Source organism: Gordonia sp. KTR9 (assembly GCF_000143885.2).
Classification (GTDB): Bacteria; Actinomycetota; Actinomycetes; order Mycobacteriales; family Mycobacteriaceae; genus Gordonia.
Window position 1 is genome coordinate 2,118,808 of the sequence record NC_018581.1, and the last position, 20,514, is coordinate 2,139,321.

Consider the following 20,514-nt stretch of genomic DNA (forward strand, 5'->3'; position numbering starts at 1 on the left):
GGTTGTGATCTGGGCGACATTCTCGTTGTGACAGACCCAACCGTCACAAGGAGTTCACCACCATGGCCATTGAGCTGAACCAGATCTGGGACTTCCCGATCAAGGAGTTCCACCCGTTCCCGAAGGCGAAACTGGGTGTCGGCGCACACGACATGCTCGGTGTGGAGGCCAAGGACCTGGGCATGACCCGCGCGCTGCTGATGACCACGGGACTGCGCGGCTCCGGCATCATCGAGGAGCTCATCGGCAAGATCGAGTACCAGGGCGTCGACGTGGTGCTCTACGACCAGGTGGAGTCCAACCCCAAGGACTACAACTGCATGGACGCCGCAGCGCTCTACCAGTCGGAGAAGTGCGACGGCATCATCTCGGTGGGCGGCGGCTCCAGTCACGACGCCGCCAAGGGCGCGCGGATGGTCATCGCCCACGACGGCCGCAACATCAACGAGTTCGAAGGCTTCTCCAAGGCGACCAACAAGGAGAACCCGAAGCACATCGCGGTCTCGACGACGGCCGGCACGGGGTCGGAGACCTCTTGGGCCTACGTCATCACCGACACCTCGGACATGAACAAGCCGCACAAGTGGGTGGCCTTCGACGACACCTGTCTCGTCGATCTCGCCATGGACGACCCGCTGCTGTACTACACGTGCCCCGAGCACTTCACCGCGTTCTGCGGCTTCGACGTGCTCGCCCACGCCAGCGAGCCCTACGTGTCGCGCCTGGACTTCGCGCCCTCGCTGGGCAATGCCAAGTACTCGATCGAGCTGATCCGCGACCATCTGCGTACCGCGGTGTACGACCCGCGCAATCTCGAAGCCCGAACCGGCATGATGCATGCCCAGTACATCGCCGCACAGGCCTTCAACTCCGGTGGTCTCGGACTCGTGCACTCGCTGTCGCACGCGGTGAGCGCGTTCTACGACAGCCATCACGGCCTGAACAACGCGATCGCCCTGCCCCGCGTGTGGGAGTACAACCTCCCGGCCCGTTTCGAGCGCTACGCCGAGATCGCGGCCCTCCTCGGTGTCGACACGTCGAAGATGACCACGGTCCAGGCCGCCGACGCCGCCGTCGAGGAGGCCATCCGGCTGTCCAAGGACCTCGGCATCCCGGACAACTTCGGTCAGTTGTCGACGAGCAGCTACGACAAGAACCGGATGAACACCGGCAAGTACGAGGGTCGTGGCGAGACCATGGACACCTCCGACAAGCAGATCCGCGCGATCGCCGAGCACATGATGGACGACTGGTGCACGCCGGGCAATCCGCGGGAGAGCACCGTCGAATCGCTGATCCCGATGGTGGCGCACGCCTTCACCGGCAGCTACTGACGCGCGCCCGCCTGCACCCTGATCCGAGATCCCCACCTGTACCGAGAACCGTAGGCCGACAAGGAGTCCGACATCCGATGACGCACGTGTGCGCACCCAGGGCAGCAACCGAGGACATCACCCCGGACAGCCGTTCCTTCCCTTCGGTGGAGGAGCTGACCGATGCCCTGGGCGGGCAGGGATACCTGATCGGTCCGGAACTGGCGGTCGTCGTCCATCTCGCGACGCTCCTCGACCGGCCCCTCCTGCTGGAGGGGCCGGCCGGGGTCGGCAAGACGGAGCTGGCGAAAGCGCTGGCGGCGGCGTCGGGTCGCGAGCTCGTCCGGCTGCAGTGCTACGAGGGTCTCGACGAGTCGCGCGCCCTCTACGAATGGGACTACGCGCGACAGCTTCTCCACGTGCAGATGCTGCGGGACCGGATCAGTGCCGAGCTCGCCGCCGAGACGACCCTCTCGGCCGCGAGTTCGGCACTGGCGCGCGCCGAGGTCGGCGTCTACACCGAGGACTTCCTGGTCGCGCGACCACTCCTGGCGGCCATCACGTCGCCGTCGCCGACGGTCCTCCTCGTCGACGAGATCGACCGCACCGACGAGGCGATGGAGGCGGTGATGCTCGAGGTCCTCGCCGAGCGCCAGGTGACGGTCCCGGAACTGGGGACGTTCGCGGCTCGATCGTCGCCGTGGGTCATCCTGACCTCCAACGACACCCGTGAACTCTCGCCGGCGCTCAAGCGTCGTTGCCTGCACTTCCAGGTCGACTATCCGGATCCGCAGACCGAACGCGACATCGTCGCGGTCCGCGCACCCGACGTCGAGGAGACAGTCATCGGTGAGGTGGTCGACCTCGCGCGTCGCCTCCGGGACCTCCCGTTGCGCAAGAGCCCGTCCATCGCCGAGGTGATCGACGCCGCACGGGCCGCCTCCTATCTCCGAAGCCGGGACGGGCAGCCGGGCACGCCGATCGACGCGCACCATCACGGTGCGCTGCTGGCGCTGCTCGTGAAATTCGGATCCGACGGTGAGATCGCCCGGCGCGCACTGTCCGCCGAGTCCGACGCCGGGGGTGCGCGGGCGACCGGATCGCCGATCGGGGTCGACGGGTCGACGCCCGGCGGGTCGGTGACCGCGCGCGCGTTCGGTGCCGGACGGGCCCGCAGCGCGGGTGCCCGCCCGGGCCGGTGACCTCCATGGCGGTGACCTCCATGCCCGTTGCCACGTCGAGGCGGGCGGACCCGCTCGATCTGTTCGCCGTCGCGTTCGGGCGGGTCCTGCGGAGCTCCGGCGTCGCGGCCTCGCCGGCCGAGGTGATCGAGATCCGCCGCACCCTGGCGATGGTCGGGGCCGCCGAACCGGCGGTCCTGCGCGCGGCACTGCAGAGTGTCTGCGTCAAATACGGTCATGAGACAGCAGGTTTCGCGCGGGCGTTCGAGCTGTTCTTCCTCGGCGCCGAACCCGATCCGGCGGACGGGGACGACCTTCCCCGGCCGCGCGGGGTCGCGGCGGAACTGCCCGATGACGTCGTCTGGGACGAGGAGTTCGAGGGTGCTGCCCGGCAGATCGGTGCCGACGAGCACACCGACGAGATCGGCGACCTGATGGCGGACGATCCCGATGCCGGCCACCGCGACGCCGAGAGCGCTCACCGTGAGGAGAACGACTTCAGCGTCTCGGCCGGAGCCGAGCAGCTCGGTGTCGACCCGGATGGCGGAACGACCGGCGGGGGAGTGACGTACACCGTCGAGGTCGACACCGCCGACTCGTCGACGGTAGGCGAACTGACCGGACCTGCGGCCCGGGTCTCGAGCCGGCCACTCGGGCTGGCCGGTGCCTCGGCCATCCTGGCCGCTCTCGACGCCTACGATCCGCGCAAGGCCTACGGTGTCGACGGCACCGACGATCTCGGCGACGTCCGGAGGGCCGAACTGGAACGTGCACTCGGTGCCTTCGTGGACGCGCTGGTCGCGCGGCTGGACGCCGGCGCCGTCGAGGCGGTGTCAGGCGTCGACCGTCCGGCCGAGGCCTACGTCGACCAGGCCGAGATCGACCGTGCATGTCACCGGCTGATCCAGCGCATGCGGGGCGCGCCGCGGCGCGTTGTCCGCCCGGTCGACCGCGGGGCCCTCGACATCCGGGCGACGATGCGCGCGGCGGTCGCGACCGACGGCGTGCCCGCCGAACTGTGGCGTCGTCGCAGGCGGCCCGGTCCCGTCCGGATGCTGGTCCTCGTCGACGTCTCGCTCTCGGTCCGTCCGGTCACCGGGTTCATCCTGCGTCTCGCACAGACATTGCACCGCTTCGGCGACCGTTGTGAGGTCATCGCATTCGTCGATCGGCCGGTGCGTGTCACGACCGCCCTGCGGACCGCGGCGGCCGGCTCGGCACTCGCGGCGGTGCTCGCCGCAGACGGCCTCGACCTCGCCACGACCAGCGACTACGGGCGCATGTTCGGCGAGTTGCTGGGCGAGTTCGGCGACCTCATCGGCAGGCGGACATCGGTGCTCGTCGTCGGGGACGCGCGCAGCAACGGCCTCGACCCGCGTGTCGACCTGGTCGCCGAGGTGGGTCGCCGATCTCACCGGATCGCCTGGATCACACCGGAACCCGAACGCTACTGGGCGCAGTCCGGATGTGCGATGGCCGACTACGCCGACCATTGCAGCGGCGTCGTCAGTGTGCGTGACGGCGCCGAGATGCTCGCGCGCTGCGACGAGTTGGGTGCGGCGCTCAGATGACGTGGGTAGCGTCGGGGTACCGGTGAGCCGGGCGGTCGGGGCGGACGGATGGGAGGCAGGTCGGATGCTGGGTGACGCGCGCCGGCGGACATCGGGCCAGGTCGCCAAGTTCCACACGCCGGAGATCGTTCTCGGACCGGGGGCCTTCGGCGAGGTGCCGGTGGCGACGGCGGGACTCGGGATGCGCCGGCCGTTCGTGGTCAGCGACCGGTGTCTGGAACGCACGCCGTGGTACGCACAGCTGATCGCCGGGCTGCGGGCCGGCGGCCTCGACGCGGCGTCGTACCTGGATGTGTCGCCCAACCCACGGTCCGGCGAGGTCGCGGCCGCGTTCCTCGCCTACAAGGCGCACGACGCCGACGGCCTCGTCGCCCTGGGCGGCGGCTCGGTGATCGACGCGGCCAAAGGGGTTGCCGTACTGGCCGCCAACGGCGGTCACATCCTCGAATACGAGGGGATCGACCGCGCCCGGCGGCCGCTTCCGCCGCTCATCGCGGTGCCGACGACGGCCGGCAGCGGCGCGGACGTCTCCCAGTTCTGCATCATCAACGACGCCGAGCGTCGTACGAAGGTGACCATCATCGGGCGATCACTCGTGCCGGACGTGACCGTGAGCGACCCGACCCTGCTGATGACCGCGCCCGCCGAGGTCACCGCGCAGGTGGGCATGGATGTGCTGACCCACTGCGTCGAGGCCTACGTCTCGCTCGCGCACGGGCGGCTCACGGATTCGCTTGCGCTGGAATCCATCCGCGGGGTGTGGACGCATCTCGAGCGTCTCGTCGACGATCCGCGGGACCGGGTGGCGGCCGAGGAGATGTCACTGGCCGCGCTGCGCGCCGGGATGGCGTTCACCAATGCGATCCTCGGCGCGACCCACGCGATGAGTCACCCGGTCGGGGGACACTGCGACGCACCCCACGGTGCGATCAACGCGGTCCTGCTGCCGCATGTGATCCGCTACAACGCCCACGTGTGTGCCGACGGTTTCGTCGACCTGGCCGGCGCCATCGGGGTCGAGACCTCCGGCGACGCCCGGACCGTCGCGGACCGGCTCGCCGATGCCATCGCCGCCCTCGGTGCCCGGGTGGGGATGCCCGCGTCGCTCGAACCGCTGGGCGTCCGCACCGCCGACCTCGACCGCCTCACCACCCACGCGCTGGCGGACTCGTGCATGACCACCAACCCGCGGCGACCACAGGCCGCGGGCATCCGAGATCTCTACGCCGAAGCACTCTGATGACCGGTCCGTCGCCCGAGCGAAGCGCGCTCCCCGAACAGGCCGACCTCGACAGCCTGGTCGGCCTCCGCAGTGTCAAGGGCAGTCACTATGCGGCGCTGCGCGGGGTCGAGGCGCGGTTGAGTCGCGTGGTCGGGGCACTCGAGCGGATCTCACGCGCTCTCGTCCGTACCGCCGAGGGGCCCGAGGCGCTCGTCATCGCGGTTGTCGAGGCTGCGCGGGACCATCTGGGCGCGGACTGGGTCGTCTTCGCGCTGGCAGATGGGCGGCTGGAGCAATCGGCCCCGCGTCACCTGATCAGCGCGGGAAGTGGCCGGCTGTACGCCTTCGAGGGCTCCGAGCGGGCCGACGCGCCCGACGACCTGCCCGACGAAGTCCTCAATCGGCTCAACGACATCCTGCGCGGACACGAGACCGTCCTGCACGGCGCGATCCTGCAGGAGGACCACGTCCATGTCCCGGTCGAACTCGACGGCAACGTCGTCGGGGGGCTCTCGGCCTGGACACCGGTCGGCCGTATGGTCGACCCGACCGACCTCGTCGTTCTGCGTATCCTGGCCAGTCAGGCGATCGTCGCGCTGCTCAACGCGGAGTTGTTCTCCGAGACAGACAGGCACGCAATCGAACTGGCGAAGCGCAACACCGAGCTCGAACGAACCCAGCGGGAGCTGTCGGCCGCGATGCGTGCGACCGTGCTCAACGAGGAGCGCGCACGGATCGCCCGGGAACTCCACGACTCGGTCACCCAGTCGGTGCTGTCGGCGGGCGTGCAGATCGAACTGTGCCGCGACCTCGTCGAGGGCCCCGCACTCGACCGCCTGGAGATGGCCGGCCGGCTGACCAAGGAAGCCGTCGAACAGCTGCGGTCGTTCATCTACGCGCTCAACAACGCGACGAACGCACCGTCGCCGAGCGTGCGCGACGTCCTGACCGAACTGTGCTCGTTGCACATGCCACCGGACCTGACGACGGCTGTCCATGTGCGGGGCCGGGCGCGGGATCTGACCGACGAAGTCCAGCACGCCCTGCTGCGGATCGCCGGCGAGGCCCTGTTCAACGCCGCTGTGCACGCCCGCGCCGACCAGGTCACGGTGACTCTCACCTACTCCGCGGACACGGTGGCACTGTCGGTCGACGACGACGGTGTGGGCGATCCCGAGCATCTGCGCCGGGTGATGCGCACCGCCTCGCTCGGCGATCTCACCGCCGGACGGCACCGCGGCCTGGCGAACATGTCGTATCGCGCCGCCGAGCTGGGGGGTGAACTGCGGATCCGACGGTCGCGGATCGGCGGCATCCGGGTCGCGGTGGCGCTGCCGGTCGGCTCGACGAACACCGCCATCGCCGACGATCCGCTCGGAACCAAGGAGTTCGATTGAGTGACAACGACATCAGACGTCCCATCCGGACGCTTCTGGTCGACGACCACGCTCTGCTGCGGCAGGGCATGCGGTCGCTGCTGGAACGCGAGGACGTCGTCGAGGTGGTCGGCGAGGCGGGGACGGCCGACGCTGCGCTCGCCGAGGTGAACGCGCGACGTCCCGACGTGGTGGTGGTCGACCTCAAGCTGTCCGCCGGCACCGAGTACGAGGGATTACGTCTCATCAAGGAGATCGCGCAGCGCCACCCGGAGGTCGCGGCGCTGGTGCTCACCACGTTTCTCGACGACGACCTCGTGGTGCGCGCCGTTCGGGCGGGTGCCCGGGGATACGTGGTCAAGGACGTCGACACGACCGAACTCGTGCGCGCGATCCAGGCGGTGTCGGGTGGCGGGAGCGCGTTCGACCCGCGCAGTGCGGCCGTGGTGTTGCGTGCGGTGTCAGGTGAGAACGAGACGTCCGAGGCACTCAGTGATCGGGAACGCGAGGTGTTGCGACTCCTCGCGGACGGACTGTCCAACAAGCGTATCGGCGAGACGCTCTACATCTCGGAATCGACCGTGAAGTTCCACATTCGCAACATCATTCGCAAACTCGGGGTGTCGAAGCGGACCGACGCGGTCTACATCGCCAGCAAGCGCGGGCTCATCTGAGACCTCGTCTTGGCATTTCTGGGCTCAGCATTAGGGGCTCAGGGTTCGGGCGTGAGAACCAGCCAGCCGCCGTGGTCGACGAGGATCTCGGCACCGGCGTGTGGCACCGATCGTGCCCAGTCGTACAGGTCGTCTTCGGTGAGCCGCACGAGGTGGCCGAAGTGCGGGCTCGGTTCGTCCTCGAACGGCACCCCGACGACCACGCGCTTTCGCGCGACCCGGAGCGCCTCGCCGAGCGCGGTGCGTGCGCCGGCAGGGTCGAGGTGCTCGAGGAGATGGATGAGGGTGACGGTGTCCGCCGAGTTGTCGGCGTAAGGGAGTGCGGTCGCGTTCCCGACAGTTGCGACGACGGGGAGTCCGACTCGGCGTGCGGCCCGGGAGAGCAACGACACCGCACCCGGCGAGATGTCGCAGGCCGAGACCTCGAGGCCGTCCAGCGCGCAGGCGAGGTCGAAGAAGCCGAAGCAGGACCCCACCTCCAGCACACTCCGGCCCGCGATGAGACTGCGTGCCCGCCGGTGGACCGGCGCGAATGCGCAAGCGCCCGTGCGCAGTTCGCGAACAGAATTGTCATAGAAGGCCGACCAGGCATCCGCAGGCGTGTCCGCCGCGGTGCGGATGATGCCCGTCGCCGCGGACTCGAACTGCGCCTGGCCGGCCAACACCCCGGCCTCGACGAGCGCGACGAGACCGTCGACGACGACCGCGTCGGAGATGCTCCGTTCGTCGAAGGGATGCGCGATGAGCAGGGCGCCTGACTGTCGACGCCAGGAGAGGAGCCCACAACGTGTGAAGCCCGATGGAACAAGCGGGGATCGGAGCGCCCGCGGTGCGAACGGGAGTGCCGGCGATGGTTCGACAGGCGCACTCGTCGAGGTCGTTGCCAGATCGGTCGCGGTCATGAATCGACCGTAGGAGCGTCCTGACCTGCGCATAACTGGCCGACTGGGGATGGTGACCTGTCCGAAAGGGTGGTTTGCGACGCACGTCACATCGGTGTGATTCGCGGAAATCTGCGCGCTTCAGAGCTTTTCGGTACCGTCGGGTGAGCGGTGACCTGCAGATATGGCACAACCGTCGCGCGTCGAACAGGGGATTTGACCCTGGCGGTCCCGTTGCGTAACTTTCTTCAAGTCAGCGCGCCACGGCGCCGCCCCGGAGGGCCTGGAAGGGTCTGGTTCGGGGAGTGGAGATCGGGTTTGTGGCTGACCGCCCCTGATTGTTCTGGTTGGGACTTTGTGTCTTGGCTGGGTTGGTTGGGGTTGCCAGATCTCCTTCAGTCCGGAATTTCTTCGGAGTTGCGGGTCGGGGATGGGGTCTGGTAGGTTGGAAGAGTTGCCTCGGAGACGGGGTGGCTTGGTAGGTTGACATGCAAGTCTGCTGGTGAGAGCCCTGGTTGGGTGGGTAGCTGGTGGGTGTGTGTTCTTTGAGAACTCGATAGTGTGATGATGAATTGTCTGATGCCATTTTTGGCATCGTGCATCTTTTGTGGATGTAGATGTTTGTTTTGTGTGGCGCTCGGCCCCGTCTGGGTGTCACATTTTTGCTAGGTTTATTTTGGTCAGGTTGTGCTTTCCTGATTTTGTTGAAACGCTGGCCCTTTTGTGGGGGTTGGTTTTGTTTCGCTGTTTTTTCATGGAGAGTTTGATCCTGGCTCAGGACGAACGCTGGCGGCGTGCTTAACACATGCAAGTCGAACGGAAAGGCCCAGCTTGCTGGGTACTCGAGTGGCGAACGGGTGAGTAACACGTGGGTGATCTGCCCTGCACTCTGGGATAAGCCTGGGAAACTGGGTCTAATACCGGATATGACCAACTGTCGCATGGTGGTTGGTGGAAAGCTTTTGCGGTGTGGGATGGGCCCGCGGCCTATCAGCTTGTTGGTGGGGTAATGGCCTACCAAGGCGACGACGGGTAGCCGACCTGAGAGGGTGATCGGCCACACTGGGACTGAGACACGGCCCAGACTCCTACGGGAGGCAGCAGTGGGGAATATTGCACAATGGGCGCAAGCCTGATGCAGCGACGCCGCGTGAGGGATGACGGCCTTCGGGTTGTAAACCTCTTTCACCAGGGACGAAGCGTGAGTGACGGTACCTGGAGAAGAAGCACCGGCCAACTACGTGCCAGCAGCCGCGGTAATACGTAGGGTGCGAGCGTTGTCCGGAATTACTGGGCGTAAAGAGCTCGTAGGCGGTTTGTCGCGTCGTCTGTGAAATTCTGCAACTCAATTGTAGGCGTGCAGGCGATACGGGCAGACTTGAGTACTACAGGGGAGACTGGAATTCCTGGTGTAGCGGTGAAATGCGCAGATATCAGGAGGAACACCGGTGGCGAAGGCGGGTCTCTGGGTAGTAACTGACGCTGAGGAGCGAAAGCGTGGGTAGCGAACAGGATTAGATACCCTGGTAGTCCACGCCGTAAACGGTGGGTACTAGGTGTGGGTTCCTTTTCACGGGATCCGTGCCGTAGCTAACGCATTAAGTACCCCGCCTGGGGAGTACGGCCGCAAGGCTAAAACTCAAAGGAATTGACGGGGGCCCGCACAAGCGGCGGAGCATGTGGATTAATTCGATGCAACGCGAAGAACCTTACCTGGGTTTGACATACACCAGACGCGGCTAGAGATAGTCGTTCCCTTGTGGTTGGTGTACAGGTGGTGCATGGCTGTCGTCAGCTCGTGTCGTGAGATGTTGGGTTAAGTCCCGCAACGAGCGCAACCCTTGTCCTGTATTGCCAGCGGGTTATGCCGGGGACTTGCAGGAGACTGCCGGGGTCAACTCGGAGGAAGGTGGGGATGACGTCAAGTCATCATGCCCCTTATGTCCAGGGCTTCACACATGCTACAATGGCTGGTACAGAGGGCTGCGATACCGTGAGGTGGAGCGAATCCCTTAAAGCCAGTCTCAGTTCGGATTGGGGTCTGCAACTCGACCCCATGAAGTCGGAGTCGCTAGTAATCGCAGATCAGCAACGCTGCGGTGAATACGTTCCCGGGCCTTGTACACACCGCCCGTCACGTCATGAAAGTCGGTAACACCCGAAGCCGGTGGCCTAACCCCTTGTGGGAGGGAGCTGTCGAAGGTGGGATCGGCGATTGGGACGAAGTCGTAACAAGGTAGCCGTACCGGAAGGTGCGGCTGGATCACCTCCTTTCTAAGGAGCACACAACAACACATGTTTCAGCAGGCGTTTGTTCTGCGGCGTGTGTGTGTTCGAGGGTGAAACATCAGACACATCCATGCTCGGCGCTTTCTGGTGTCGGTGCGGGGTGACTGCCAGTGCTCGTGAGGGCCGGCGGGTTCATCGTCACGCTATCGGGGTTCTGAGGGAACACACCAGTGTTGTCTCTGACCTAGCTCATGATGCGGGTTCGGGTGGTGATCGTGACTGTGATGGTTGCGGGAGCACGGATTCGTGGGTGGGTGTGTGTTGTTTGAGAAGTGCATAGTGGATGCGAGCATCTTTATTTCAAACCAACTTTTGTTGGTCTGTGATTTAGCAGAAAATGATTTGTTTGTTGTGGTGATGTCTACATTCGGTCCTCGCGGCGTAACTCTCTTTGTGGGGTTGTGTGGTGGGGGTTGTTTGTAGGTGTTGTTGTAAGTGTGTAAGGGCGTTCGGTGGATGCCTTGGTACCAGGAGCCGATGAAGGACGTGGTAGGCCGCGATAGTCCTCGGGGAGTTGTCAAACGAGCTGTGATCCGAGGGTGTCCGAATGGGGAAACCCAGCACGAGTGATGTCGTGTTACCACCAGCTGAATGTATAGGCTGTGTGGGGGGAACGTGGGGAAGTGAAACATCTCAGTACCCATAGTGAAGAGAAAACAATTGTGATTCCGTGAGTAGTGGCGAGCGAAAGCGGATGAGGCTAAACCATGCGCATGTGATACCGGGTAGGGGTTGTGTGTGTGGGGTTGTGGGGTTCGTCTTCTTCCATCTGCCTGTGGAAGCGTGAGTCAGAAAATCGTGTGTTAGGTGAAGTGGCCTGGAATGGTCTGCCGTAGTCGGTGAGAGTCCGGTAGCTGAAAACACATGGTCTTGCGTGACGGTGTCCCCAAGTAGCAGCGGGCTCGTGGAATCTGCTGTGAATCTGCCGGGACCACCCGGTAAGCCTGAATACTTCCTGGTGACCGATAGCGGACTAGTACCGTGAGGGAAAGGTGAAAAGTACCCCGGGAGGGGAGTGAAATAGTACCTGAAACCGGACGCTTACAATCCGTCAAAGCCTGCGCACCCTTGTGGTGGTGGGTGATGGCGTGCCTTTTGAAGAATGAGCCTGCGAGTTAGTGCTCGGTGGCGAGGTTAACCCGTGTGGGGTAGCCGTAGCGAAAGCGAGTCTGAATAGGGCGTTTGAGTCGCCGGGTCTAGACCCGAAGCGGAGTGATCTACCCATGGCCAGGGTGAAGCGTCGGTAAGACGTCGTGGAGGCCCGAACCCACTTCAGTTGAAAATGGAGGGGATGAGTTGTGTGTAGGGGTGAAAGGCCAATCAAACTCCGTGATAGCTGGTTCTCCCCGAAATGCATTTAGGTGCAGCGTCACATGTTTCTTACTGGAGGTAGAGCTACTGGATGGCCGATGGGCCCCACAGGGTTACTGACGTCAGCCAAACTCCGAATGCCGGTAAGTGAGAGTGTGGCAGTGAGACTGCGGGCGATAAGGTTCGTAGTCGAGAGGGAAACAGCCCAGATCGCCGGCTAAGGCCCCTAAGCGTGTACTAAGTGGAAAAGGATGTGGGGTCGCGAAGACAACCAGGAGGTTGGCTTAGAAGCAGCCACCCTTGAAAGAGTGCGTAATAGCTCACTGGTCAAGTGATCCTGCGCCGACAATGTAGCGGGGCTCAAGTACACCGCCGAAGCCGCGGCACTCACATTTAGCCCGTCGGAGCCTTACGGGGTTCCGGCCAGGTGTGTGGGTGGGTAGGGGAGCGTCCTGCATCCGTGGAAGCTACAGAGTGATCTAGTGGTGGAGGGTGTGGGAGTGAGAATGCAGGCATGAGTAGCGAAAGCAGAGTGAGAAACTCTGCCGCCGAATGACCAAGGGTTCCTGGGCCAGGCTAATCCGCCCAGGGTGAGTCGGGACCTAAGGCGAGGCCGACAGGCGTAGTCGATGGACAACGGGTTGATATTCCCGTACCCGTGTATCCGCGCCCATGCTGAATCAGTTGTACTAACCATCCTGATCCTCACGAGAGTGCCTTCGGGTGCCGAGTTGGGGTGATGCATGGGACCTTGGCTGGTAGTAGGCAAGCGATGGGGTGACGCAGGAAGGTAGTGGGGCCAGTCAGTGGTTGTACTGGTGTAAGCCTGTAGGGCGAACGATAGGCAAATCCGTCGTTCATTAAGCCTGAGAGGTGATGCGTAGCCGTTGCGGTGAATTCCATGATCCTATGCTGCCGAGAAAAGCCTCTAGTGAGTTGGTACACGGCCCGTACCCCAAACCAACACAGGTGGTCAGGTAGAGAATACTAAGGCGATCGAGAGAACTGTGGTTAAGGAACTCGGCAAAATGCCCCCGTAACTTCGGGAGAAGGGGGACCCATCCTGGTGACGGCATTTACTGTCTGAGCTGGTGTGGGTCGCAGAGACCAGAGAGAAGCGACTGTTTACTAAAAACACAGGTCCGTGCGAAGTCGTAAGACGATGTATACGGACTGACGCCTGCCCGGTGCTGGAAGGTTAAGAGGACCGGTTAGTCACTTTGGTGGCGAAGCTGAGAATTTAAGCCCCAGTAAACGGCGGTGGTAACTATAACCATCCTAAGGTAGCGAAATTCCTTGTCGGGTAAGTTCCGACCTGCACGAATGGCGTAACGACTTCTCTGCTGTCTCAACCACAGACTCGGCGAAATTGCAGTACGAGTAAAGATGCTCGTTACGCGCGGCAGGACGAAAAGACCCCGGGACCTTCACTATAGCTTGGTATTGGTGTTCGGTTCGGTTTGTGTAGGATAGGTGGGAGACTGTGAAGTGGGCACGCCAGTGTTCATGGAGTCGTTGTTGAAATACCACTCTGATCGTATTGGACTTCTAACCTCGGACCCTGATCGGGTTCAGGGACAGTGCCTGGTGGGTAGTTTAACTGGGGCGGTTGCCTCCTAAAAGGTAACGGAGGCGCCCAAAGGTTCCCTCAGCCTGGTTGGCAATCAGGTGTTGAGTGTAAGTGCACAAGGGAGCTTGACTGTGAGAGGTACATGTCGAGCAGGGACGAAAGTCGGGACTAGTGATCCGGCACCGGCAAGTGGAAGCGGTGTCGCTCAACGGATAAAAGGTACCCCGGGGATAACAGGCTGATCTTCCCCAAGAGTCCATATCGACGGGATGGTTTGGCACCTCGATGTCGGCTCGTCGCATCCTGGGGCTGGAGTAGGTCCCAAGGGTTGGGCTGTTCGCCCATTAAAGCGGCACGCGAGCTGGGTTTAGAACGTCGTGAGACAGTTCGGTCTCTATCCGCCGCGCGCGTAAGAAACTTGAGGAAACCTGTCCCTAGTACGAGAGGACCGGGACGGACGAACCTCTGGTGTGCCAGTTGTCCCGCCAGGGGCACTGCTGGTTAGCTACGTTCGGAAGGGATAACCGCTGAAAGCATCTAAGCGGGAAGCCTGTTCCAAGATGAGGTTTCTCACCCCCTCAGCGGGGTTAAGGCCCCCTACAGACCATGGGGTTGATAGGCCAGAACTGTACGCACAGCAATGTGTTCAGGTGACTGGTACTAATCGGCCGAGGACTTACCAACAACACCCACAACATCACCAGACCATTCATGGTTTCTGGTTGTGTTCGCATCCACTATGTACTTCTGAAACAACACACGAAAGCTATAAATAAGCAATCGTGTGTGGTTGTTTCACAAAGTTACGGCGGCTATAGCGGAGGGGAAACGCCCGGCCCCATTCCGAACCCGGAAGCTAAGCCCTCCAGCGCCGATGGTACTGCACCTTAATCAGTGTGGGAGAGTAGGACACCGCCGAACACAACATCCAGAAATGCCCCGCAACCCCAGGTTGCGGGGCATTTCTCATACCCACATCATTTTGGTCTGTGCCCCTGACTCGGCCCCAGACTCAGTCGGTGCCCTTGGGGACGACGATCATCGGAACGGACACAGCGCGGAGGATCTTCGCCGCAGTCGTGCCGAGGAACAGGGTGTTGGGCGCCGCGAGCCGGCTGGATCCGACCATGACGATGTCGCCGTCCTGCCAGTCCAGCGAACCGACGGCCTCCTCGACCGTGGATCCCTGGGCAACCACTGAGCTGACCGGGAAGTCCTGTGGCAGCTGCTCTCTGGCTGCTTCCAGGCTGCGGCGCGCATGCTCGCGAGCATGATCGAGTGCCCGCTCCTCCGGTTCGGTGCGCCATGGTTGCACGTCGTCGACGGCCACCAACGAGATCAAGCGGATCGGTCGGTGGGCACGAACACCGCTCCGAAGCGCCGTCTCGAACAGCAGTGGGGTCCCGGGTCGATCGCCGATGGCGACCGAGATCTCCCGAACCTCGTCGGCACCGAGATGCGCGAACCCCGGTGGGGCCACCGCGACCGGCACCGGCGCCGAGTGCAGGATGTCGTTGACGACGGTCCCGAGCGTGTGCCGCCCGCGGATGCCGCCGCCGGCGCCGCCGATCACCAACATGTCCGCCGAGGTCCGCTGGGCCTGGACGATGAGTCCCTCACCCGGATTGGGGTGTTCGGCGATGGTCGTGGTGAGTTCGATGTCGTCGGGCAGTTTCTCCGCGGCCGCGTCGAGCCAACGTCTGGCGGCGCTGTCCAGGGCGTCGGAGAGCCGTTCCACCGACACCTGTTCGGACGGGTCGGCACTCTCGGGCTCGGGAGGGATGACGATGCAGAGCTCGAGTTCGGCGTCGAAGGTGCGCGCGAGACAGGCACCGAGTGCGACCGCGTCCTCGCCCCCCGAGGTGGCGATGTAGGCGACGAGCAGCTTCATCCGTACTCCCAAACGTCTCTATCCCGGTCCCCGTTCGTCGCCAGCCTAGTCATCGGGACGCAACGTCGGGGGACACGCTTAGATGGGGGCATGCGATCCCTCGTCGACGGATACCTCAGCCACATCATGGACGAATGCCACTCGGATCGGTCCGGGCACGTCGCCGACTACATCCCCGAACTCGCCGCGGTCGACCCCGAGGGCTACGGACTGTCGCTGTGCGTGCACGACGGGCACACCTACTCGCAGGGTGATTCCGCGACGTCGTTCACGATCCAGTCGGTCTCCAAACCCCTCACCTACGCGATGATCCTGAAGAAGCACGGCACCGCGGCGGTCGACGCGAAGATCGGCGTGGAGCCGTCGGGGGAGGCGTTCAACGAGATCAGCGTCGACGACCGTCGCCGCCCCAAGAATCCGATGATCAACGCCGGGGCCATCTTCGCCGCGTCGATGCTCCTCCCGCCGACGCGGGACGTCGACGACGCCGCGGTGGACGCCGCCTTCCGAGAGGTGCTCGAGTTCTACTCGGGATGTGCCGGCCGGCATCTCGTCATGGACGAGGAGGTCTACGCCTCAGAGGCCGCGACGGGTTCGCGCAATCGAGCCATCGCTTACATGCTCGACAGTTTCGGCGCCCTCGAGACCAGTCCGGACGCGGCGCTCGATCTCTACTACCGGCAGTGCTCGATCCGGGTGACGACCGACGACCTCGCCGGGATCGGCGCCACCATCGGGAACGGCGGGATGAATCCCCGTACGGGCCGGACGGTGTTCTCCAATGAAACCGCGCAGCGGTTGCTGAGCGTGATGACGACGTGCGGCATGTACGACGGCGCGGGTGACTGGGTCACCTCCGTCGGACTGCCGGCCAAGAGCGGCGTCGGGGGCGGCATCCTCGCGGTGCTCCCGGGCCAGCTCGGCATCGGCGTGTACTCGCCACGGCTCGACGCCCACGGCAACAGCGTCCGCGGAGTGGATGTCTGCCGCCATCTGTCGACAGATCTCGGGCTGCACATGTTCAACGTGACACGAGAGAGCCGCGTGACCATCCGCTCGGTGTACGACCTCGCCGACACCCCCGTCAGCGCCGAGTGGGGCGAACAGGAGCGCAGCTACCTTCGGACGTGTCGCGACCGGATCCGCGTCTACGAACTGCAGGGTGACCTGACCTTCGCGGGCGCCGAGAGCGTGCAGCGACGCCTCGAAGCCGACCTCGACGACTACACCGTGGTCATCGTCGAGATCTCGCGGATCGGGGTGATCGACGCCGTCGCACGCACCATGGTGCTGAGCATCAAACGACTGCTGGACGACAGCGGGCGGCGTGCGGCTCTCGTCGACCCCGACGGCGTCGTCCGTTCCAGTGTCGACCGGCACCGCAACGATGCGGCGGTGCCCGATCTCGATGCGCCGCCGGAACTCCAGGGCTTCGATCCTGCGCTTCCACATGTGCATTCGACGATGGACGACGCGGTCATCGACGCCGAGACGTTTCTGCTGAAGCACTATTACGACCAGTGACCGCGGCATGGGCGACGCGACCGCCGGGGGTCGAGGGGAACTCGATTCCGATGCCCTAGGGTGGGCACGTGCGTCTCGTCATCGCGGAGTGTCAGGTCGATTACGTGGGGCGGTTGACCGCTCATCTGCCGATGGCTCGGCGGTTGCTGCTGATCAAGTCCGACGGATCGGTGAGCGTGCACGCCGACGACCGTGCCTACAAGCCACTGAACTGGATGAGCCCGCCGTGCTGGCTCACCGAGGCGCAGGTTCCCGACGGAACGCAGGCGCAGGCGTACTGGGTCGTCACCAACAAGGCCGGTGAAGAACTCCGCATCACCATCGCGTCGATCGAACACGACTCCCAGCACGAGCTCGGTGTCGACCCCGGGCTCGTGAAGGACGGGGTCGAGGCGCATCTGCAGGAACTGCTCGCCGAGCACGTCGAGACGCTGGGGCCGGGCCACACCCTCATCCGTCGCGAGTACATGACCGCGATCGGGCCGGTCGACCTGCTGTGTCGAGACGCGTCGGGTGCCACCGTGGCCGTCGAGATCAAACGGCGCGGTGAGATCGACGGCGTCGAGCAGCTCACCCGATATCTCGAACTGCTCAACCGCGACACCACGCTCGCCCCGGTTGCCGGGGTCTTCGCCGCCCAGCAGATCAAGCCGCAGGCCCGGACTCTCGCCGAGGATCGCGGAATCCGTTGTGTGGTGCTGGATTACGACGAACTGCGGGGAGCGGAAAGCACGGAGTTCCGGCTCTTCTAGAGCACGCCGAGCCGGTCAGGCGTTGGAGCGCACCTCCGACGACCGTGCCTCCGGAGACAGCTTGCGGTCGAGGAGCTCGAGGTCGTCGGCGTCGGACAGGACGGCGTACTCGGAGTCGTCGGGCTGGGCGAGTAGTTCCGGTAGCTCGGCGAGCTTCTCGCGGAGCCGACCGAGATTAGCGGCGATGTCCTGACGCGTCTGATCGGCCGCCCGCGCGAGTTCGCGAGACCTGTCGAGCCGCTCGGTGGCGATGTCGAGCGCGGTCTGCCGGATGTGTGCGGCTTCGTCCAGGGCGCGTTCGCGCTGGTCGGCCAGCTCGGCGTCGTGGCGTTCGCGCTCGGCGCGGCGCTCGGCGTCGCTCACGGCCTCCAGCTCGGCGACCTCGGCCTTGGCCTTCTCCACGAGACGACGGGCTTCGTCCTTCGCGGCCTGCATCGTCTTGGTGTGTTCGGCCTCCATCGCGGCGGTGCGCTCCGCGATGAGGCGGGCGGATTCCGACTCGTTGGCGGCCGCGGTCTCCTTGACCTGCCGCGCCCTGGCAGCGGCCTCGTCGACGAGCTTCTTCGCGGCGGAGCGTGCCTCGCCGCGGACACGCTCGGCGTCGGTCGCGGCGGAGGACCGCATGTCGGCGGCCTCCTGGCGGGCGATGGACAGTGTCTCGGCAGCCTCGGCCGAGGCCTCGGCGCGCATCTCCGACGCCTCGTCGGACGCCAGTTGCAGCATGCGGGACAGTCGCTCGCTCATGCCCTGTGCGGTGGTCGGCGGGACCGAGAGCTTGTCGATCTCGCGGCGGAGTTCGGCGATCTCCTCGCGGGCGTCCTCGAGATGCGCGGCGAGTTCGTGCGCGTTGGCGGTGGCGGCGTCGCGATCGGCGGCGAGGACGCGCAGATCGGCGTCGAGCCGCTGGAGGTGGTCGGCGACCTGCTCACGGTCATAACCGCGCATCACTATCGCGAAGGGCAACTGCCGTGCGGGACCTGGCATGGCGGCCAGTGTATCGGAGAGCGCGCGCGATCTCCTCGGCGTCGGCGACGACGCGCGCGACGATCTTCGCAGTCCACGCGGTCGTCGCGAGGACGACCGCGTGGATGCGCCGGCCGGTCGGACCGTCGTTGGGTTCGTCCGGCCGGTCGTGCTGAGTTGGTCAGCGGGGCAGCGACTTTCGGCAGTCGCGACCGGTCAGTGCGCGGTGGCGGCGGGCTCCACGAGTTCGAGCAGGACGCCGCCGGCGTCCTTGGGGTGCACGAAGTTGATCCGCGAGTCCGCGGTGCCTCGCTTGGCGGCGGGGTAGAGGACGCGGACGCCGGCTTCGGTGAGTCGTGCGGTGACCGCGTCGACGTCGGTCACCCGCACGGCGAGCTGCTGGAGCCCGGGGCCGTTGCGGTCGATGAACTTGGCGATGGTGGACGACTCGTCGAGTGGTGCGAGCAACTGGATCACCGCGCCGGTGCCACCGGCCGGTCCGACCATGGCCTCTTCGACACCCTGCTCGGCGTTCGTCTCCTGGTGCAGTGTCTCGAACCCGAGGTGGGTCGCATACCACTCTTTGGCGGCGTCGAGATCGGGGACGGCGATGCCCACGTGATCGATGGCGACGATCAGGTCGGAGATGAGTGCGGTGGTGCTGGGGTCCGTTGCAGAGGAAGACATGGGACAACGGTAGCGTTGAGGTGTTGAGCGCACAGAGCGGGCGCTCGGTTGGCCCCCCTTTTTCACACCCCGGAGGTTCTCTTCATGACTTCGACTGCCGACACGACAACGGTCATCGTCGCCGGTGCACGCACACCCTTCGGCCGCCTGCTGGGCTCGCTGAAGGACTTCAGCGGAGTGGACCTCGGTGCGGTCGCGATCAAGGGCGCGCTGGAGCGGTCGGGGGTTCCCGCGTCCGAGGTCCAGTACGTGATCATGGGCCAGGTGCTGACGGCGGGGGCCGGTCAGATGCCTGCTCGTCAGGCCGCGATCAAGGCCGGCATCGGCTGGGACGTCCCGACCCTGACCATCAACAAGATGTGCCTGTCGGGCATCGACGCGATCGCGCTGGCCGACCAGCTCATCCGGGCGGGCGAGTTCGACGTCGTCGTCGCCGGCGGCCAGGAGTCCATGACCCAGGCGCCGCACCTCCTGCCGGGCAGCCGCGGCGGTTTCAAGTACGGCAACACCGAGCTCGTCGACCACATGGCCTTCGACGGACTGTTCGACGCCTTCACCGATCAGCCGATGGGGGCGCTGACCGAGCAGGGCAACGACGCCGACGGATTCACCCGTGAGCAGCAGGACGAGTTCGCAGCGCGCAGCCATCAGCGCGCCGCCGCCGCGTGGAAGAACGGCGTCTTCGACGACGAGGTCATCCCGGTGTCCATCCCGCAGCGCAAGGGCGACCCGATCGAGTTCGCCGAGGACGAGGGCATCCGGGCCAACACGACCACCGAGTCGCTGTCGGGCCTGCGTCCGGCCTTCCGCAAGGACGGCACGATCACCGCGGGCAACTCGTCGCAGATCTCCGACGGCGCGGCGGCCGTCGTGGTCATGAGCAAGGCCAAGGCGGAAGAACTCGGAGTGACCTGGCTGGCGGAGATCGGTGCCCACGGCGTCGTCGCCGGTCCGGATTCCACCCTGCAGGCGCAGCCGGCCAATGCGATCGTCAAGGCATGCGACCGCGAGGGCATCGCGCCCGCGGATCTCGACCTCATCGAGATCAACGAGGCCTTCTCCGCCGTCGGTCTGGCGTCGACCCAGCAGCTGGGGATCGACCCGGAGATCGTCAACGTCAACGGCGGCGCGATCGCCGTCGGCCACCCGATCGGTACCTCCGGTGCGCGTATCGCGCTGCACCTCGCGCTCGAGCTGAAGCGACGCGGTGGCGGCGTCGGTGCGGCCGCGCTCTGCGGTGCCGGCGGCCAGGGTGACGCCCTGATCGTCCGGGTTCCCAAGGCGTGATGAACGAGATGTCTACGACATC

At 64.9% G+C, this 20,514-nt stretch carries 13 protein-coding genes and 3 rRNA genes; 12 read left to right on the top strand and 4 right to left on the bottom strand.

The features are described 5' to 3' along the window. Positions 1-62 precede the first annotated feature (62 nt). The 6 genes from mdo (at position 63) to KTR9_RS10455 (ending at position 7,337) form a co-directional block, all read left to right on the top strand. Positions 63-1,334 (top strand): NDMA-dependent methanol dehydrogenase, encoded by a 1,272-nt coding sequence (gene mdo / locus KTR9_RS10430; protein WP_010842989.1) that lies wholly within the window; start codon positions 63-65, stop codon positions 1,332-1,334. 77 nt (positions 1,335-1,411) lie between these two features. Continuing rightward, entirely contained in the window at positions 1,412-2,515 is a 1,104-nt protein-coding gene (locus KTR9_RS10435; RefSeq protein WP_014926351.1) for a MadB family AAA-type ATPase, read from the top strand. A 5-nt stretch (positions 2,516-2,520) separates the two neighbouring features. Next, on the top strand, positions 2,521-4,065 hold the full coding sequence (gene madC / locus KTR9_RS10440; protein WP_044507852.1) for a MadC family VWA domain-containing protein: 1,545 nt from the start codon (positions 2,521-2,523) through the stop codon (positions 4,063-4,065). 64 nt (positions 4,066-4,129) lie between these two features. Beyond that, positions 4,130-5,305, top strand: a complete 1,176-nt coding sequence (locus KTR9_RS10445; RefSeq protein ID WP_014926353.1) for an iron-containing alcohol dehydrogenase — start codon at positions 4,130-4,132, stop codon at positions 5,303-5,305. Next, positions 5,305-6,684: a MadS family sensor histidine kinase gene (locus KTR9_RS10450; protein WP_014926354.1), complete on the top strand. Its 1,380-nt coding sequence runs from the start codon at positions 5,305-5,307 to the stop codon at positions 6,682-6,684. The genes KTR9_RS10445 and KTR9_RS10450 overlap by 1 nt, the downstream gene beginning before the upstream one ends. Then, positions 6,681-7,337 carry a MadR family response regulator transcription factor gene (locus KTR9_RS10455; RefSeq protein ID WP_010842994.1) on the top strand — a complete coding sequence of 219 codons (657 nt, stop codon included), beginning with the start codon at positions 6,681-6,683 and terminating at the stop codon, positions 7,335-7,337. The genes KTR9_RS10450 and KTR9_RS10455 overlap by 4 nt, the downstream gene beginning before the upstream one ends. 38 nt (positions 7,338-7,375) lie before the next feature. Here the strand turns inward: KTR9_RS10455 and mftM are convergent, their stop codons facing one another. Next, positions 7,376-8,239 carry a mycofactocin oligosaccharide methyltransferase MftM gene (mftM, locus tag KTR9_RS10460; RefSeq protein WP_044506424.1) on the bottom strand — a complete coding sequence of 288 codons (864 nt, stop codon included), beginning with the start codon at positions 8,237-8,239 and terminating at the stop codon, positions 7,376-7,378. Between the two features lie 730 nt (positions 8,240-8,969). Here mftM and KTR9_RS10465 point away from each other — a divergent pair. From KTR9_RS10465 to rrf, 3 genes are all read left to right on the top strand, one after another. Beyond that, a 16S ribosomal RNA gene (locus KTR9_RS10465) occupies positions 8,970-10,492 on the top strand. A gap of 444 nt (positions 10,493-10,936) precedes the next feature. Then, positions 10,937-14,072 (top strand): 23S ribosomal RNA (locus tag KTR9_RS10470). Positions 14,073-14,192: 120 nt separating this feature from the next. Then, a 5S ribosomal RNA gene (gene rrf, locus KTR9_RS10475) occupies positions 14,193-14,309 on the top strand. Together the 16S, 23S and 5S rRNA genes form the textbook arrangement of a ribosomal RNA operon. Positions 14,310-14,400: 91 nt before the next feature. Here the strand turns inward: rrf and KTR9_RS10480 are convergent. After that, the gene (locus KTR9_RS10480; protein ID WP_014926357.1) at positions 14,401-15,279 is read right to left on the bottom strand and encodes a universal stress protein; all 879 of its coding nucleotides are present in this window, start codon (positions 15,277-15,279) and stop codon (positions 14,401-14,403) included. A 90-nt stretch (positions 15,280-15,369) separates the two neighbouring features. Here KTR9_RS10480 and glsA point away from each other — a divergent pair, with 90 nt between their 5' ends. Next, positions 15,370-16,803, top strand: a complete 1,434-nt coding sequence (glsA, locus tag KTR9_RS10485) for a glutaminase A (protein WP_014926358.1) — start codon at positions 15,370-15,372, stop codon at positions 16,801-16,803. Positions 16,804-16,871: 68 nt separating this feature from the next. Further along, positions 16,872-17,555 (top strand): endonuclease NucS, encoded by a 684-nt coding sequence (gene nucS / locus KTR9_RS10490; RefSeq protein ID WP_010841719.1) that lies wholly within the window; start codon positions 16,872-16,874, stop codon positions 17,553-17,555. Between the two features lie 15 nt (positions 17,556-17,570). Here the strand turns inward: nucS and KTR9_RS10495 are convergent, their stop codons facing one another. Further along, a complete protein-coding gene (locus tag KTR9_RS10495) occupies positions 17,571-18,539 on the bottom strand; it encodes a hypothetical protein (protein ID WP_014926359.1) in 969 nt (322 codons plus the stop codon). 195 nt (positions 18,540-18,734) lie between these two features. Further along, entirely contained in the window at positions 18,735-19,205 is a 471-nt protein-coding gene (gene mce / locus KTR9_RS10500; RefSeq protein ID WP_010841717.1) for a methylmalonyl-CoA epimerase, read from the bottom strand. Between the two features lie 84 nt (positions 19,206-19,289). Here mce and KTR9_RS10505 point away from each other — a divergent pair, with 84 nt between their 5' ends. Beyond that, complete coding sequence (locus KTR9_RS10505; protein ID WP_044506428.1) at positions 19,290-20,492, top strand: acetyl-CoA C-acetyltransferase; 1,203 nt, start codon at positions 19,290-19,292, stop codon at positions 20,490-20,492. The last annotated feature ends 22 nt before the right edge of the window (positions 20,493-20,514 follow it).